The sequence below is a fragment of the Rhizobium acidisoli genome (assembly GCF_002531755.2).
GTDB classification, from domain to species: domain Bacteria; phylum Pseudomonadota; class Alphaproteobacteria; order Rhizobiales; family Rhizobiaceae; genus Rhizobium; species Rhizobium acidisoli.
This window is the reverse complement of sequence record NZ_CP034999.1, coordinates 312844-328707: the sequence shown is the minus strand read 5'-3', so window position 1 is coordinate 328707 and position 15864 is coordinate 312844. Positions and strand designations below refer to the sequence as shown.

Here is a 15864-nt window from a genome sequence, read left to right as displayed (position 1 = left end):
AAATTTCACGGCTGACATCGATCAAACCGCGATGTCCTTGTTTTCAGTGGAAAGCGGTGACCGCATCTCGGCTATGTGAAGGCTGCGAACATGTCGTCGTCCTCGCGATGGCGGGACGCGACGCCTTGGTGAACAAACGGGCCGTCCTTTTCATGGATGGACGGCTCTATGGCGCCGAGATCACCAGCTTCCCCAATATGCATCTCGAGATGCCGATCTGGGAAAAGGTAGGTGTTGAGATTGAGGAAGCAGAGAAGATGATTGATACGAAAGCATTGCTCGATAATATGACCTTGGCCGAGCAGGTCTCGCTACTTTCCGGCGATACGTTCTGGTCTTTACCCCCATCGACCGCCTAGGGATAAGGAGATTGCGCTTGACCGACGGCCCCAACGGCGCCCGCGGGGCGGGGTCTTTTGTCGGAGGTGTGACTGCAGCGGCTTTCCCGGTGGGCATCGCCATCGGAGCGAGTTGGAATCCGGACCTAGCCAAGGAAATCGGCAGTGCCCTAGGTGACGAGGTTCTTTCAAAAGGTGCCCACGTCTCGTTAGCCCCCACCGTTAACATCCAGCGCAGCGTCACAAATGGCCGCAACTTTGAGTGCTTCTCTGAGGATCCGATACTGACGGCGGAACTTGCCGTCGGCTATATCGAGGGTCTGCAGTCCAAGAAAGTCGGCGCCACGATAAAACATTTCGCCGGCAACGAGTCCGAGATCGAACGTACAACCATCTCTTCAGATATCGATGAACGCACTCTGCGCGAAGTCTACCTAATACCCTTTGAGGCGGCGGTGAAGCGGGCAAAGGTCTGGGCCGTGATGTCTTCGTATAACAAGCTAAACGGTACTTACACGGCAGAAAGCCACTGGCTGTTGAACGAGGTTCTGCGTGGTGACTGGGATTTTGACGGCGTGGTGATGTCGGACTGGTTCGGCTCGCGTTCGACCGCACCCACCGTGAATGCGGGGCTGGATCTGGAGATGCCTGGTCCGACCCGCGACCGCGGCCCCAAGCTTCTGGCCGCGGTCGAAGGCGGCGAGGTGAGTGTCGAGACGATCCGCGCCTGTGTGCGCAATATCCTGACCCTGATGGAACGCACCGGCGCTATCAACGATCATCGCGAGTTTAAGGAGTACGCCATTGATCGACCGGAACATAGGGCACTGATCAGGCGCGCGGGAGCGGAAAGCGCAGTTCTGCTACAGAATGACGGGATCCTGCCATTGGCTCAGCAAGGTATGGTCGCCATCATTGGACCCAATGCCAAGGTCGCGCAGGTTATGGGAGGCGGCTCGGCGCAGTTGAACCCTCACTATGTCATCAGTCCGTGGCAAGGGCTGGTGGACGCGCTGGGTGAGGAGAATCTGTTCTACGCTCAGGGTTGCAACAATTATCGGTTTCAGCCTCTGATAGAAAACCCGACAACCTTCGAATTTTTCCAAGGAAGGGAGCTAGCTGGCGAGCCGGTGAAGGTCGTCGAGGAACCGTCGAGCCTTGGTGTATGGTTGCCCCCCGTGGCCGAGGGCCTCGTCGATCCGCATCGCTTTTCGGCCCGAATGCGCACGATCTTCACAGCCTCGGAAGCCGGCGTCTATCGCGTCGGACTAACCTCGGCCGGGCTTGGCCGGGTCTATGTGGATGGTAGACTTGTGGTGGACGCTTGGGCTTCCTGGACACGTGGTACCACATTCTTTGAAGAAGGCTGCGAAGAGGTCTTGGGTGAAATCGCGCTCGAAGCCGGCCGTACCTATGAGGTCGTCGCCGAGTACGCCCGGCACGATCACGTCAACCTCTATATCGCCGCAATTCGGGTAGGAATGGGCAGGTTTTCGGCCGAAGCGGAGATTGCCGAGGCAGCAGCCGTCGCCGCAAAGGCTGATCACGCGGTAGTCTTCGTGGGCAGAACGGGCGACTGGGATACCGAGGGCTCCGATCTTCGCGGCATTGCACTTCCTGGTCTGCAGAACCAGCTTGTTGAGGCGGTAATTGCGGCCAATCCGAACACGATTGTCGTACTACAAACCGGTGGACCGGTGGAAATGCCCTGGCTTTCCGGTGCTCGTGCAGTACTGCAATGCTGGTATCCCGGACAGGAGGCTGGCAACGCGATCGCCGATGTGCTCCTCGGCAAGGCCGAGCCCTCGGGCCGACTGGCACAGACCTTCCCCGTGCGCTGGGCTGACAATCCCACACATACCGAGGATGACGCGGTCTATCCAGGCAAGGATGGCCATGTGCGATATGACGAAGGTGTGTTCGTCGGCTATCGGCACTACGATCGCCACGGCATTAAGCCGCTGTTCCCCTTCGGTCATGGTCTCGGTTATTCAAGCTTTGCGATGTCGGATCTGATGGTAGGGCTACCGGACGCTGCCGGCGCGGTGACAGTGACACTGGGATTGACCAACATCAGCGAGCGGCCAGGTTCGGCAGTCGTGCAAATCTATGTTGGGGATGTTGAAGCATCTGTACCCAGACCGGTGAAAGAACTGAAAGCCTTCTCGAAAAGCGCCCTGGAACCCGGTGAGAAACGAAAAATGAGTTTCGTTCTCGACGTCCGAACATTTGCCTTCTTCGACACGACCGAGCGGCGCTGGCGGGTAGAGGCGGGGAAATTTGCAGTAATGGCTGGGTTCTCGGCCACCGACATCCGTTTGAGTGTAACTGTCACGCAAAAGGGCGCTGTCTTGGCGCTCTGATTGTGCCGCAAATCAATGACTACGTTGGGCAGTGGTTGAGTTCCAACGAATGCAGTTTTGGCGATGAAGCTGGGTGAGTTGAGTGAGAGAATGCCTCAGTAAAACAGGTGCTTGGTTGATGGCATGGCCAAACACCGCCTGCGCCTCCAAAAACAGGCAATTGTTGTTTTCTAAACGATCATAACCAACAGTTTGACCGATCAGGAAAATCGAGAGGGAAAAAACAACACTTCCCGAATGACCGCCCAGATGTTCCAGAGATGCGACAGTCTCGCCTCTCGACGCACTGGTCAACGCCAATGTCGGTAACAAGGATGACGACCTTCAGCCTGGTGGAAACTATGAGCGTTTGGAATCCGCAGCTAGGCACGTCGAGCGGGACGCCGCCGACCGCTGCCTTGCCGTCGCGCACGATCGCTTGAATCGCATTGGTATCCTCAAGAAACGCATGACAAAGCCGTGGCCGGGTTGCGGTCGGCGAGATCGAGCGGCTCTCCTGAACGTGCGTGACGGACAAGGCGAGACGCCGAGTTCTTCGTGGAACTTGATCTGAACCCTTCAAACTGGACCAGTTTTGGTTAGAGTTTTCCGGTGCATTTTCCTGGCTGGGAAAGGGACCAGAAGACGATGAAAGCATCGCAGTTTTCGGACGCTCAGAAGGCGTTCATTCTGAAGCAAGGTGATGAAGGCGTGTCGGTTGCTGAAATCTGCAGGAAGGCGGGGATCAGCCAGGCGACTTATTTCAACTGGAAGAAAAAATATGCGGGCATGCTGCCACCGGAGATGAAGAGGCTGAAACAGCTCGAGGACGAGAATTCGCGCCTGAAGAAGATCGTCGCGGATCTGACGCTGGACCGCGAGATGTTGCAGGATGTCATCCGCCGAAAGCTCTAAGGCCTGCTCGGAAGCGGGAGATGGTGAAAGGCATGTGCTGCGATTGGGCGATCTCGATCCGGCGTGCTTGTGGAGCGTTGAACTTCGATCGATCAACTCACCACTATACCTCTCGCCGTGCTGATCAGGCCGGTCTGGAACGTCGTATTCGCGAGATCTGCGAGGTCCGTGTGCGGTACGGCTATCGCCGCGTGCATGTGCTGTTGGAACGCGAAGGTTGGGGCACCAACATCAAGCGAACTTACCGCATTTACAGGGACTTGGGGCTACAGTTGCGGAACAAGACACCGAAGCGGAGGGTAAAAGCCAAGCTTCGCGAGGATCGGCACATGGCCGTCGGACCCAACGACGTCTGGGCGATGGACTTCGTTCACGACCAACTCGCAACGGGTAAGAAACTGCGCGTGCTGACGGTGGTCGACACCTTCTCGCGCTACGTGCCGGTGCTTGATCCACGTCATAGCTATAGAGGCGAAGACGTTGTGCAAACCCTTGAACGGGTGTGCCAAAAAGCCGGCTATCCGAAAACGATCCGTGTCGACCAAGGGACCGAGTTCGTGTCGCGCGACTTGGACCTGTGGGCCTATTCCAAGGGCGTGACGTTGGACTTCTCACGCCCCGGCAAGCCGACTGATAATGCTTTCATCGAAGCGTTCAATGGCCGCTTCCGTGCAGAATGCCTGAACCAGCATTGGTTCCTGACCCTTGCGGATGCCCGCGAAAAGATGGAGGATTGGCGTAGATACTACAATGAGGAAAGACCTCATGGTGCGATCGGCAACAAGGTACCGATCTCGTTGGTGAATTCAGGGTGCGCAACCAGCCCGCCTCCCTGAGTAAAGCCGGAAAACTCTAGCGTCCGGTGGTCCAACGTTTGGGAGCGGTTCAAGAACCGCCGAGGCTCTAATCGCAGTCGGATGAAAATTCAGTGGCAGGTCAAATTCCCTCAGCCAGCGCCGAAGGTCTCCGTCTCACATCCACCGCGCTCAAGGGTCGTCGGCGGCTGCGCCTTACTTGCTGCTGGCGTCATGAGGCGGCCAAGCTGCCACACGCTCTCGTGTTAGAATTATTTTCTTCAATTATCAGCGTCTTTTGGTACCAATCGGAATAGTCATCCCCCCGACGCCTTTATATAATCTATTAAATTGATAGACTAATGGCGCCTTCGCAAAAGGGCAGATCTTATCGGAGGATCGCAATGGCCAAACAAGTGATCGAATACGCGGGCGTTCCGGTTGGTATCGTCGTTCCGGACAACGACGGGCTGAAGTTCATCGCCGTTAAGTTCCACGTGCATGATCTCGATGGTCAGCACTTCGCCTCGCCGCTTGAGGTTCTGCGGGCAATCCACAAACTGATGTCGGCGTCACATACCGTTCATCACGCCGCCTAATCGGAGAGACACCATGGGTAGACTACGCCAGTTCTTCCGGCTCTCTGCGCTGCGCGACGATCTCGAAACGAGGTTGCTTGCTCAGGAGTATCGCGCCCTGCTCCTCGACGATCATTTCGAAGACGGCACCCATAAGGAACTCCAATCGAAATGCGCTGAGCTCTCCACCGAAATCTGTTCGCGCCACTACAGGCATCGCCATTGAACGAGCATGCCCAAGGCCGTCGTCCGTGAGCCCTCCGCATGGTGACTCTACGAGCGGCAACCCAGTCAAGAATGCGGTCAATACAAACACCCCACGAGCCCAATCAGGTAGACGGTATCGACAACAAGGAAGTTGGTTAAACCAGGACTATAATTCATGCAAAACAGATTTTTCGCCCAAAGGGCCCTCGCATTACGAACCACATTGAGAGCAGCCGTTCTGGCTGCCGTCATCCCGTTTGCATTCCAGAATACAGCGCTGGCAGACCAAAAGGTGCTTCTGTCCTACGAGGCAACGCCTTCCGCAGGTTTCCATTTGCCGCGGCTTTCCCAGGCCAGCTATGATGATCGAGCGGCATTTGCAGCCGAAGTGCTCAAAGAGATCGTGCCGAAAGTCGTCACTGCCAACGGTATCGACCCTGCGACCTTGGAGACAGAGGTAACGCCAGGCGGGTATCTGCTCAAAACCAATGCATCGCTTCAGACCGAGGGGGATCTTGATGACCCCACGGCTGATCGACTTGCCGGTTCGCTGGGCTACGTCTTCCGCCAATATAGCGTCCTTGTCTCCCGCCTTGACGACACGAAAGGTAAGACCGGGTTTGTGGTCGTGCGGTTCCCCAAAGACAGCCTCAACGCCACCGTCGCGCAGAAGTTCTTCGAGGCAGCGGACGCAACGAAAAAGGGCTTGGGCGGTGGCTACACCGCGTTCGGAGACGAACAGATCTTCTTCAATGTGACGAATCCCGAAGGAAAGCCCTACAGCGGCCTTGATGATGCGACCTTCGAAGACGGTCTGAAACGCACAGCCGCATCCTTTGGCAATCCCGAAGCAGAGGTGTCTTCTTCCGGCAAGGCCACCGCACGCTTTATCGGGAATGATTGGGACAAGGCACAAAGAGGCGAGGACTATCAAAGCCTGCTCGGTGGAGCGGACAGTGAACTGGTCAAAAAGCTCGACGAGATCGGCAAGGACTATGCATCCCTTGTCGTAAACACAGCTGAAAGCAAAGGCTGGAACCGAGATGAATGAGGAGCTGTAGGGCCATCCACGCGCAAGCCGCTGATCGTTTCCAGGGCTTTTGCGCTCATGCAAGTGTCGGAGGCAGACCCACTGCTGTCCGAGCCAGTTCAGCTGAACGTATCGAACTTGCAACCGCATGGCGTCATTCGTTGCCAACATAGCAAACGACGCTATCGCCCTTTGTGCAAGCGGGCGTATCGCCAACTCGAGGCCGACCCGCAAACCGTAAACCGGTCGCTTGGAGTTGGCGAGAAAGAATCTCTTGCCGTGAACTCAAATAGATATTGCTGGACTTGCACCGACATTCGCCAAACCTTTGAACCCGAACCGCGGCCTGCAAAGCCGACAAACATGGGGCTGATATGTCTTTCGAACGCGATGTAACGGATCCCTTCGTTGCCAAGGCTGTCGAGTTGGCGGCGATTTTCGATCAAGATGCGGTCGAGCGCGACAAGCTGGGCGGCAGGCCGATCGAGCAGATCCGGCTTCTCAAAGAAAGCGGCTTGCCATCGGCCCAGATCCCGGTCGGCTATGGCGGACGGGGGGCCTCCTGGCTATCGGTTCTGCGTGTCGTGCGAGAATTCGCCCGCACCGACGGTTCGCTGGCCCATCTCTACGGCTATCACCATCTTCCCCTCAACCTCGTGCTTTTCCGAGGCTCGAGCGCACAGAAAGACCGCTGGCTGCGCGCGTCAGCCGCTGGACATCTGATGTGGAGCAATTCCGGCAATGCAATGTCGAAGACTTCGTCGGGCCGGCGCATCGACAATGGCTGGGTCGTGAACGGCTCGCGCCCGTTCTCCTCCGGTTCCCACATCGCCGACTACATCCAGATTTCATGGGAAAATCCGGAGGGAGAGCGGCTGACCGCCGCTGTTCCCGCCGATCGGATCGGCATCGTCATCGAAAACGACTGGGACGGTATCGGCCAGCGGCAGACGGGCAGCGGCACAGTCAGATTCAAAGATCTCGAAATCCTCGACGAAGAGCTGATCAGCTCGCCTAATATCCCTTTGACACCCTACACGTCGCTGACGTCGCTGCTGCAGCAGAGCGTCCTTCTCAACGTCTTCGTCGGCAGCGCCCAAGGCTCTCTGGAGGAAGGCAGGGAATATACCTCGACCCAGTCGCGTCCCTGGATCTATTCCGGCGTGGAAAAACACACCGACGATCCATGGATCAAACGGCAATATGGCGAGCTCTACATCAAGACGCTGGCCGCGACCGAACTTGCAGACAAGGCTGCCCGCAGCCTCGATGACGCCTTCAACCAGGGACCTGGCCTGACAGCCGGTGATCGGGGTGCCGCGGCAATCGATATCGCAACAGCCAATGTCTATGCGGGCGAGGCCGGCCTGGCCGTTTCGAGCGAAATCTTCGAGGTCATGGGCGCCCGGTCGGCAACCAATGCCAATGGCTTCGACCGGTTTTGGCGCAATGTCCGCACCCACACCCTCCACAATCCGGCTGAGTACAAAAGACGGACGATCGGCACCTGGCTGCTTTCGGGCGAATTCCCCGTGCCGGCAATGTACCGCTGAAGGGACATCTCATGGGCAGACGTAAAAATAAGATCAAGCTTGGCGCATTCCTGCTGTTTACCGGTCATCATGTCGCGGCATGGCGCCATCCGCAGGCTTCGGTCGGCACCGACTTCGAGAACTATTTTGAACTCGCCAAGCTTGCCGAAGCGGCAAAGTTCGACGCGATCTTTTTCGCCGACGGCGTGGCGGCGCGGCTGAAGGACGTCGAAGCCGCAAGCCGGAAGGCGCATAGCGGCGTCTATCCTTTCGAGCCGATCACGCTCCTGTCCGCCCTATCAAGCGTCACGCGCAACATCGGCTTGATTGCCACGGCATCGACCAGTTTCTCCGACCCTTATAATCTTGCCCGCCAATTCGGATCGCTCGACCGATTGAGCGGCGGCCGCGCCGGCTGGAACCTGGTGACCTCGTCAGACCAGGAGGCCGCCTATAATTTCGGGCATGAAACGCGGATCCTGCATGCCGATCGCTACGAGCGGGCCGAGGAATTTGCCGATGTGGTGCTCGGTCTCTGGGACAGCTGGGATGACGACGCCTTTATCCGTGATCAGGCTGGCGGCCGCTATTTCGACCCGGAAAAGCTGCACAGGCTCAACCACAAAGGCCGCCACTTCAAAGTGCGCGGACCGCTGAACATACCGCGTTCGCCGCAAGGCCGCCCGGTTCTGGTTCAGGCCGGCGCCTCGGGGCCGGGCAAGGAGCTTGCCGCCCGCACCGCGGAGGCGATTTTCGCCGCGCACATCACGCTCGAAGAAGCCAAGGCCTTCTATGCCGACGTCAAGGGAAAGCTCGGCGCATACGGCCGCTCCCCGGACGATCTCAAGATCTTGCCGGGCATCTTTCCGGTCGTCGGCCGCAGCGAGACGGAGGCTCAGGAGAAGTTCGAGGCGCTGCAGGAGCTGATCCAGCCGCAGGTTGGCCTCAACCTGTTGTCACAGCTGAGTGGCGTCGATCTCAGCTCCTATCCGCTCGACGGGCCGATCCCGTCCGATCTGCCGGTGACCAATGCTGGAAAGAGCCGGCAGGAACTGGTGCTCGATCTCGCTCGCCGGGAAAACCTCACCATCCGCCAGCTCTATCTGCGGACCGCCGGCGCACGCGGACACTGGCAGGTCGTCGGCACGCCATCTCAGATCGCCGATGTGATGGAAGAGCGCTTCGAAAATTACGGCGCGGACGGGTTCAACATCATGGCGCCGATCATGCCGGGCGGCCTTGTCGATTTCATCGAGCTTGTCGTGCCGGAGCTGCGCCGCCGCGGTCTCTTCCGCACCGAGTACGAGGGAACGACGCTGCGCGAAAATCTCGGCCTCAAACGTCCGGTCAACCGCTTCGCAGCCGGCACTGCGGCTGCTGCAGAATAGGATAAGATCAATGGCGCGTGACAAGCTCTACCTCATCGAGCCCGGCTTTTCAGACCCGAAACATCCCGGAATCACCTTTGTCTGCCCTCATTGCAACGCGATCGAGGGGCTGCTCGCCAGCTTTCCGCAGCTTGCAGCCGGCATCGACGTCGAGCGGGTCCCCTTCCCTCGTCCGCGACGCAAAGTCATCGAGGATGTCGGTGAAGACAATCAATCCCTGCCGGTCTTCATTCTTGCCAACGCAGCTCCGCCGGACGCGGGCGACTGGCGCGGCAAGCGTTTCGTCAACACGACTGATCGCATTCTCCAACTGCTTTCCGAACGACACGGGTTTCCGCGCCTGCACAAATGAGGAGTGACCAGCCATGACCGTAAAGCCCGCCGGTTTCGAGCAGCCCGTGCACTCGCCTGAACTTTTCGAGCCGGATAGAACGAACCCCAATATCGCCAAGGCAACAGAGCTGCGCGATATTTTCGCGGGGGATGCGATCGAGCGAGATCAAGCCGGCGGCCGGCCGGAAGAGCAGATCCGGCTGTTGAAGGAAAGCGGGCTGGTCAACCTGCTGATCCCCGAGGAATTCGGCGGCATCGGCGAACGTTACTCGACGGCGATGCAGATCGTTCGCGAGTTCGCCAAGGTCGACGGATCGCTCGGGCATCTGTTCGGATACCATTTCAGTCCGCTGCAAAATGCCATGAACTCCGGACCGGACGCTCACGCCCGCGATCTTCTTCGTCGCTCGGCGGCCGGAAGCTGGTTCTGGGGCAATACCAGCAACAGCTTTTCGAAAAGTCTCTTCGGGCGGCGTGAACGGGATGGGGTTGTCCTCAACGGGTCCAGGCCGTTCGCCTCGGGGTCGCATGTGGCCGATTATCTGCTGGTCGCCTGGGAGGACGAAGAGACGAACGCGCGCAGCATCGCTTATATCTCGCCGACCCGCGAAGGTATCACCGTCGCCAATGACTGGGATGGCATCGGACAGAGGCAGACGGGCAGCGGCCGGGTCTTCTACAAGGATGTGAAAATCCACGCCGATGAGATCGTGCCCGAACGGCCGCGGGATCCGATCGCGCTGCTTGCACCGCTGCAGCAGCAGAGCGTGCTGTTGAATGTTTTCATCGGCAGCGCCCAGGGAGCGCTTATCGCCGCGCGGGACTATAGCGTCACCAAGTCTCGCCCCTGGATCTTTTCCGGTGTCGAGCGTCATCAGGACGATCCCTGGATCAAGCGCCAGTATGGCGAGCTATGGATCAAGGTCCAGGCGGCGACCGCGCTCGCCGACCGCGCCCTGACGGCGGTCGACGCGGTCTATGAAAAAGGGCAGGACCTGACGGATGCGGACCGTGGAACCGCCGCGATCGCCGTCGCCTCGGCGAACGTCCTTGCCGGCCGCGTCGCGCTCGAAGTGACCAGCGAGATTTTCGAGGTCATGGGAGCGCGGTCAGCGGTTCGCCCCTACGGTCTCGATCGTTTCTGGCGCAACGTCCGCATTCACACGCTGCACAATCCGGCAGAGTATAAGACCCGCAATGTCGGGTCATGGTTCCTGACGGGCGACTATCCCGAGCCCGGGATCTTTCAATGAGCCCGCGCGAGCTTCATCTCAACATCAACATCCTGCATTCAGGTTTTTCCCCCGCGGCCTGGCGCATGGAGGGCAGCGATCCCCGCGCTTCGTTCGACGTCAACCACTACATCAACGTCGCCAGGATCGCCGAGAGAGGCACCTTCGACGCCGTCTTCCTCGCCGACCAGGCGGCGATCTCGGATCGGGTGGACTTCCGGCCATTGACGTCGCTGGAGCCCACCATCGTGCTGGCTCTGGTCGCGGGCCATACGGAGCGGATCGGTCTGATCGCCACGGCGTCGACGACATACAACGAACCTTACAATCTCGCGCGCCGGTTCGCGACGCTCGATCACGCAAGCGGGGGCCGGGCGGGGTGGAACATCGTCACCAGCGCGGACCTGTCCCAGAGCCGCAATTTCGGACTGGAAAAACCGGTCGCCCATAGCAGCCGCTATGAGCGCGCCGGCGAATTCACCGAAATCGTCAAGGCCCTCTGGGACAGCTGGGAAGAGGATGCTTTTGTCGGCGACGCAGCGACGGGGCGTTTTGTCGATCCGGCAAAGGTGCATGCGATCGCCCATCGCGGAAAGCACTTTTCCGTGCATGGGCCGCACAACATCCCGCGCCCCCCGCAGGGCCATCCGGTTCTCGTCCAGGCCGGCGGCTCCGACGACGGGAGGGAGCTTGCTGCCGAACATGCGGAGGCGGTTTTTTCCGCCTCGCAGTCCTTCGAGGAAGCGCTTGAGTACGCAGCCGACCTCAGAAGGCGCGCCGGCAGCTTCGGACGTCCGCCGGACAGTCTCCTGGTCCTGGCGGGGCTTGCGACGATCATCGCCAGCACCGAGGCCGAGGCGCGTCGCCGTCAAGAAGAGCTCCGCGAACTGATCCCGCTGGAATACAGCCTGTCGCGGCTCGCAGGGGTGCTGCAGCTCGATCCAAAAGGCCTCGATCTCGATGCGCCGCTGCCGGATGATATTCCGCTTCCGGCGGATGGTGGCCATACCTTTTTCCGCGCCACACTGGCGCTTGCGCGGCGCGAGCGCCTGACCGTGCGGGGTCTGATCCGGGCGCTCAATGGCGGCACCGGCCATCGCACCATCGTCGGCACGCCCAGGGATGTCGCCGACGATATCGAGCGGTGGTTCAGCGCGAGGGCCGCCGACGGCTTCAATCTCATGCCGGATGTGCTGCCCCACGGCCTGGAAGTTTTCGTCGACGAGGTGGTGCCGATCCTGCGTCAACGCGGCCTTTTCCGGCGGCAATACACCGGCAGGACCCTGCGGGAGCATCTTGGTCTCGCCCGTCCCGCCAACCCTTATGCCGCAGCGGCGGAATGACGAAATCAACAAGGAGAACGAGATGACCCCTTCCTTAGCGACCAAGCCAAATGATAGCGATCGCCTGAAAGAGCTTGCCGGCGAGCGTTATCGCAATGACCAGCGCCTCGAGGGACGCTGGAACGAGACCGTCGATACGATCCTCAGCCACCGGAGCGTGCGCCAATATCTGCCCACCCCGGTGCCATACGAAGCGGTCGAACTTGCAGTTGCCGCCGCCCAGTCGGCGCCGAGCTCATCCAATCTGCAGGCCTGGAGCGTGGTCGCCGTCGAGGATGCGGGGCGCCGCAGCCGATTGAATGCCGTTGCCGGCAATCAGCGGCAGATCGCACAGGCGCCGCTCCTGCTCATCTGGCTCGCGGATCTCGCCCGGCCACGCGCGATCGCGACGGAGCGCGGCTCGACGGCAGAAGGCCTCGACTATATCGAGAGCTTTCTTCTCGGTGTCATCGACGCGGCCCTTGCTGCGCAAAATGCGGTCGTCGCCCTTGAATCGCTCGGGCTCGGGACATGCTATATCGGTGCGATCCGCAACGATCCGGAAACCGTCGCCCGTGAGCTCGGCCTGCCGGATGGCGTTTTCCCCGTCTTCGGCCTCACGGTCGGCTTTCCCGATCCGGCGGTGCCGGCAGGGATAAAGCCGCGCTTGGCCCAGAGCACCGTCCTGCATCGCGAGATCTATCGCCCGGAACTGCCGCAGGATCTTGCCGACTATAACCGGGTGCTGCGCAGCTTCCAGAGCGAGCAGGCGATGCCATCGATCGACTGGACCGATCAGGTGCTGAGCCGCATCGGCACTGTCGAATCTCTCAAGGGCCGTCATGTCCTCGGAGAGGTCACGCGCAGGCTTGGCTTCAAACTGAAGTGAAGACCGATCGGCCCCGGCTTGACGCAGGCTCCTATTCGGCCGCGATCATGCCGAGGGCCGGACGGATGCTGCGCATCGCGATCGCATCGATGGTCTGTGAGGCGCGCGCCTCGGCAAGCAGCCAGTTACGAAACAGGTCGACGCGCATCAACCGCGCCTTGTGCTGCGTTGTCGCGAAGAAATAGGAAAAGCTCACAGGCTGCGCCCCGCCGAAGGGGCTGACCAGCCGGCCGGACCGGATTTCGGCTTCCGCAAGCCTTATCTTGCCAAGGCCGAGCCCCTGCCCTGCCATTGCTGCATCGAGCACGAGCGAGGATTGATTGAGGTGAAAGCCGCCCTGCGACGGTTGATAGGAAAGTCCCTCCGCGCGCAGCCAGCTGTGCCAATCGGGGCAGGAGTGGTCGTGTTCGGCGCCCTCCTCGTGCAGCAACGGCACGCCCTCGATCGCTTCCGCACCTTTCCAGAGCCCGTGGCGGTCGGCGAATTCGGGACTGCAGACCGGCAGCACCGCTTCGGACAGGAGATAATCGACGGCGAGCCCAGAATAGGCGCCGCTCCCGTAGCGGATGACGCAATCCGCATCGCCGGCATCGAGATCGGTCAGCTGTGTCGAGGCATCGACGAGGATTTGCAGGCCCGGCGCTGCGCGACGCAACGCATCGAGCCGTGGGATCAGCCATTTGCTGGCGAAGGAAGGAGCGACGGACACACGGATCGGCTGTTCGTGGTCGCTCGTCACGAATTGCGTCATCGCCGACAGCACGGTGTCGAAGGCCGCGGTGAGGCCAGGCACCAATGCCAGGCCCGCCGGCGTCAGCTGCAGTTGGCCGCGCGCGCGGTGAAACAGCGCCTGGCCGAGATAATCCTCCAGCAACCGGATCTGCTGGCCGACGGCGGCTGAGGTGACATGCAGCTCTTCGGCTGCGCGGATGAAATTCAGATGCCGCGCCGTCGCAACGAAAGCGCGCAGCGAAGTCAGCGGCGGCAGCCGCGCGAGCGTCGGCTGGATGACTGTCTTGCGTGGTTGGACAGACGTGTTCATGAGACGATTGCACCACAAACAGCCCGACCTAGACGAGCACATGCTTTGCGTGAGGCTCGCGTGCGAGGACATTTTCTTCTGCCCCGGCCGTCCGACTGAGACGCAAAAACTAAAACCTGCGAATTCTCTATATATTACTAGACTATAGGTTCCGTGCGCGGCGTCGAATCCTCGGTGAGCGCAAGCTTTTCTTTCGGCCGCCGGCAGAAAAACATTCTTCGCGATCCCCTTTTCCCGCCCGATGATGCGCCCCGACACAGCATTGCCCCGAAAGGGCTCGTCCCGGATCAGGGGGTATCGATGGACATTCGCAGGCGTCAGCTTAATCAGATTCTCGCTTTGAGCGCGTTCAGTGCCATCGTGCCGTTCCGGGGTTTTGCGCAAGCCGCGGAACCCGTCGCGGGCGGAACGCTCAACCTTCTCGTCCAGCCCGAGCCGCCGACGCTCGTGACACTTGCCCATACGGCAGGCCCGACGACCCGCGTCAGCGGCAAGGTCACCGAGGGCCTGCTTGCCTATGGTCTCGATTTCAAGCCGATCCCGCAGCTCGCCACCGAATGGCATATCAGCGACGACGGGTTGGAATATAGTTTCAAGCTGCGAGAGGGCGTGAAGTGGCATGACGGGAGGGAATTCACGTCCGAGGACGTGGCCTTTTCGATCCTGGCGCTCAAGGAGGTCCATCCGCGCGGTCGGGCCACCTTCTCCAGCGTGAAGGAGGTCGCGACCCCTGACCCCCACACGGCGATCATCCGGCTTGCGAAACCCGCGCCTTACCTGATCGGCGCCTTGCAGGCCAGCGAATCGCCGATCGTTCCCAAACATGTCTACGACGGTTCGAAAGACCTCGCCGGCCATACGAACGGCCGCGCGCCGATCGGAACCGGACCGTTCATCTTCCGGGAATGGGCCGTCGGCAGCCACATCATCCTCGATCGCAATCCTGACTACTGGGACAAGAGCAAGCCCTATCTTGATCGCATCGTCATCAAGTTCATTCCCGATGCCAGCGCCAGGCTCGCGGCGCTGGAGACAGGTGAGGTAGATATCGCGCCTGACACCCCGGTCTCGCTCAGCGAAATCGATCGCCTGAAGGCGTCGGCGACGCTTGCCGTCGACGACCGCGGCAACGACTATTCGCCGACCGTCTACCGCATCGAGTTCAATCTCGCCAACGACTACTTCAAACATGACAAGGTCCGCCAGGCGGTCGCCCACGCAATCGACCGGCAGAAGATTGCCGACATCGCCTTCTATGGTTACGCCGTGCCGGCCCCAAGCCCGATCAGCCCCTTCCTCAAGGCATTCTATAATACCGAGGTGCCGATCTATGCCCACGATCCCGCCAAAGCGGAACAACTTCTCGACGAGGCGGGCTTCCCGCGAGGAGCCGATGGCATTCGTTTCGAGGTGCCGCACGACGTCATGCCTTATGGCGATACCTACACGCGGATCGGCAACTATCTCCGCGACGCGCTGTCGAAAATCGGCGTCAACGTCAACCTGCGTGGTCAGGACGTGCCGACATGGCTGAAACGCGTCTATACGGATCGCGATTTCGCCTTCGTCACAAACGGCATGGGCAACACCTTCGATCCGACAATCGGCGTCCAACGCCTCTACTGGTCGAAGAACTTCAAGAAGGGCGTGCCCTTCTCCAACGGCTCCGGCTACAACAATCCGGAAATCGATGCGATCTTCGAACAGGCGGCGGTCGAGAACGATCGTGCCAAACGCGTCGAACTCTTTAACCGCATGCAGGTGATCATCGCCCGCGACCTGCCGGACATTACGCTGGTCTCCTTCCGGCAGCTGACGATCTTTAACAAGAAGGTGCAGGACCATACGGTCGTCGCAGACGGCCTCTCCGGCAGCCTTTCCTCCGCCTACATCCTCAAGAACGCCTGACGCTGACAAGGAAT

13 protein-coding genes and 1 pseudogene are annotated in these 15864 nt (G+C 60.0%); 12 read left to right on the top strand and 2 right to left on the bottom strand.

The features are described from left to right. Positions 1–257 precede the first annotated feature (257 nt). Positions 258–2701 (top strand): annotated as a pseudogene (locus CO657_RS23935) (beta-glucosidase). Between the two features lie 12 nt (positions 2702–2713). Here the strand turns inward: CO657_RS23935 and CO657_RS23930 are convergent. After that, the gene (locus CO657_RS23930; protein ID WP_128715597.1) at positions 2714–3013 is read right to left on the bottom strand and encodes a hypothetical protein; all 300 of its coding nucleotides are present in this window, start codon (positions 3011–3013) and stop codon (positions 2714–2716) included. Between the two features lie 315 nt (positions 3014–3328). Here CO657_RS23930 and CO657_RS23925 point away from each other — a divergent pair. From CO657_RS23925 to CO657_RS23880, 10 genes are all read left to right on the top strand, one after another. Next, positions 3329–4431, top strand: a protein-coding gene (locus tag CO657_RS23925; RefSeq protein WP_128715596.1) for an IS3-like element ISRel21 family transposase whose coding sequence is annotated in 2 segments (ribosomal slippage) — positions 3329–3590 and positions 3590–4431 — 1104 coding nt in all. Because the reading frame shifts where the segments join, the coding sequence is not laid out codon by codon here. A 362-nt stretch (positions 4432–4793) separates the two neighbouring features. Further along, positions 4794–4988 carry a hypothetical protein gene (locus tag CO657_RS23920; RefSeq protein WP_054185722.1) on the top strand — a complete coding sequence of 65 codons (195 nt, stop codon included), beginning with the start codon at positions 4794–4796 and terminating at the stop codon, positions 4986–4988. A gap of 13 nt (positions 4989–5001) precedes the next feature. After that, a complete protein-coding gene (locus tag CO657_RS36895; protein WP_156339804.1) occupies positions 5002–5193 on the top strand; it encodes a hypothetical protein in 192 nt (63 codons plus the stop codon). 156 nt (positions 5194–5349) lie between these two features. Next, a complete protein-coding gene (locus tag CO657_RS23910; RefSeq protein WP_245293051.1) occupies positions 5350–6225 on the top strand; it encodes a hypothetical protein in 876 nt (291 codons plus the stop codon). Positions 6226–6578: 353 nt separating this feature from the next. Then, positions 6579–7757, top strand: a complete 1179-nt coding sequence (locus tag CO657_RS23905) for an acyl-CoA dehydrogenase family protein (protein WP_054185720.1) — start codon at positions 6579–6581, stop codon at positions 7755–7757. Positions 7758–7768: 11 nt separating this feature from the next. Next, a complete protein-coding gene (locus tag CO657_RS23900; protein ID WP_054185719.1) occupies positions 7769–9124 on the top strand; it encodes an LLM class flavin-dependent oxidoreductase in 1356 nt (451 codons plus the stop codon). Between the two features lie 10 nt (positions 9125–9134). After that, a complete protein-coding gene (locus tag CO657_RS23895; protein ID WP_007636416.1) occupies positions 9135–9476 on the top strand; it encodes a DUF3088 domain-containing protein in 342 nt (113 codons plus the stop codon). 13 nt (positions 9477–9489) lie between these two features. Continuing rightward, positions 9490–10710 carry an acyl-CoA dehydrogenase family protein gene (locus CO657_RS23890; RefSeq protein WP_054185718.1) on the top strand — a complete coding sequence of 407 codons (1221 nt, stop codon included), beginning with the start codon at positions 9490–9492 and terminating at the stop codon, positions 10708–10710. Continuing rightward, entirely contained in the window at positions 10707–12032 is a 1326-nt protein-coding gene (locus CO657_RS23885) for an LLM class flavin-dependent oxidoreductase (protein WP_054185717.1), read from the top strand. Before CO657_RS23890 ends, CO657_RS23885 begins: the two co-directional genes overlap by 4 nt. Positions 12033–12054: 22 nt before the next feature. After that, positions 12055–12900 carry an NADPH-dependent oxidoreductase gene (locus tag CO657_RS23880; protein ID WP_054185726.1) on the top strand — a complete coding sequence of 282 codons (846 nt, stop codon included), beginning with the start codon at positions 12055–12057 and terminating at the stop codon, positions 12898–12900. Positions 12901–12931: 31 nt separating this feature from the next. Here the strand turns inward: CO657_RS23880 and CO657_RS23875 are convergent, their stop codons facing one another. After that, positions 12932–13942: a LysR substrate-binding domain-containing protein gene (locus tag CO657_RS23875; RefSeq protein WP_054185716.1), complete on the bottom strand. Its 1011-nt coding sequence runs from the start codon at positions 13940–13942 to the stop codon at positions 12932–12934. A 300-nt stretch (positions 13943–14242) separates the two neighbouring features. Between CO657_RS23875 and CO657_RS23870 the strand changes: the two genes are divergently transcribed. Next, positions 14243–15850 (top strand): ABC transporter substrate-binding protein, encoded by a 1608-nt coding sequence (locus CO657_RS23870; protein ID WP_054185725.1) that lies wholly within the window; start codon positions 14243–14245, stop codon positions 15848–15850. Positions 15851–15864: the final 14 nt, after the last annotated feature.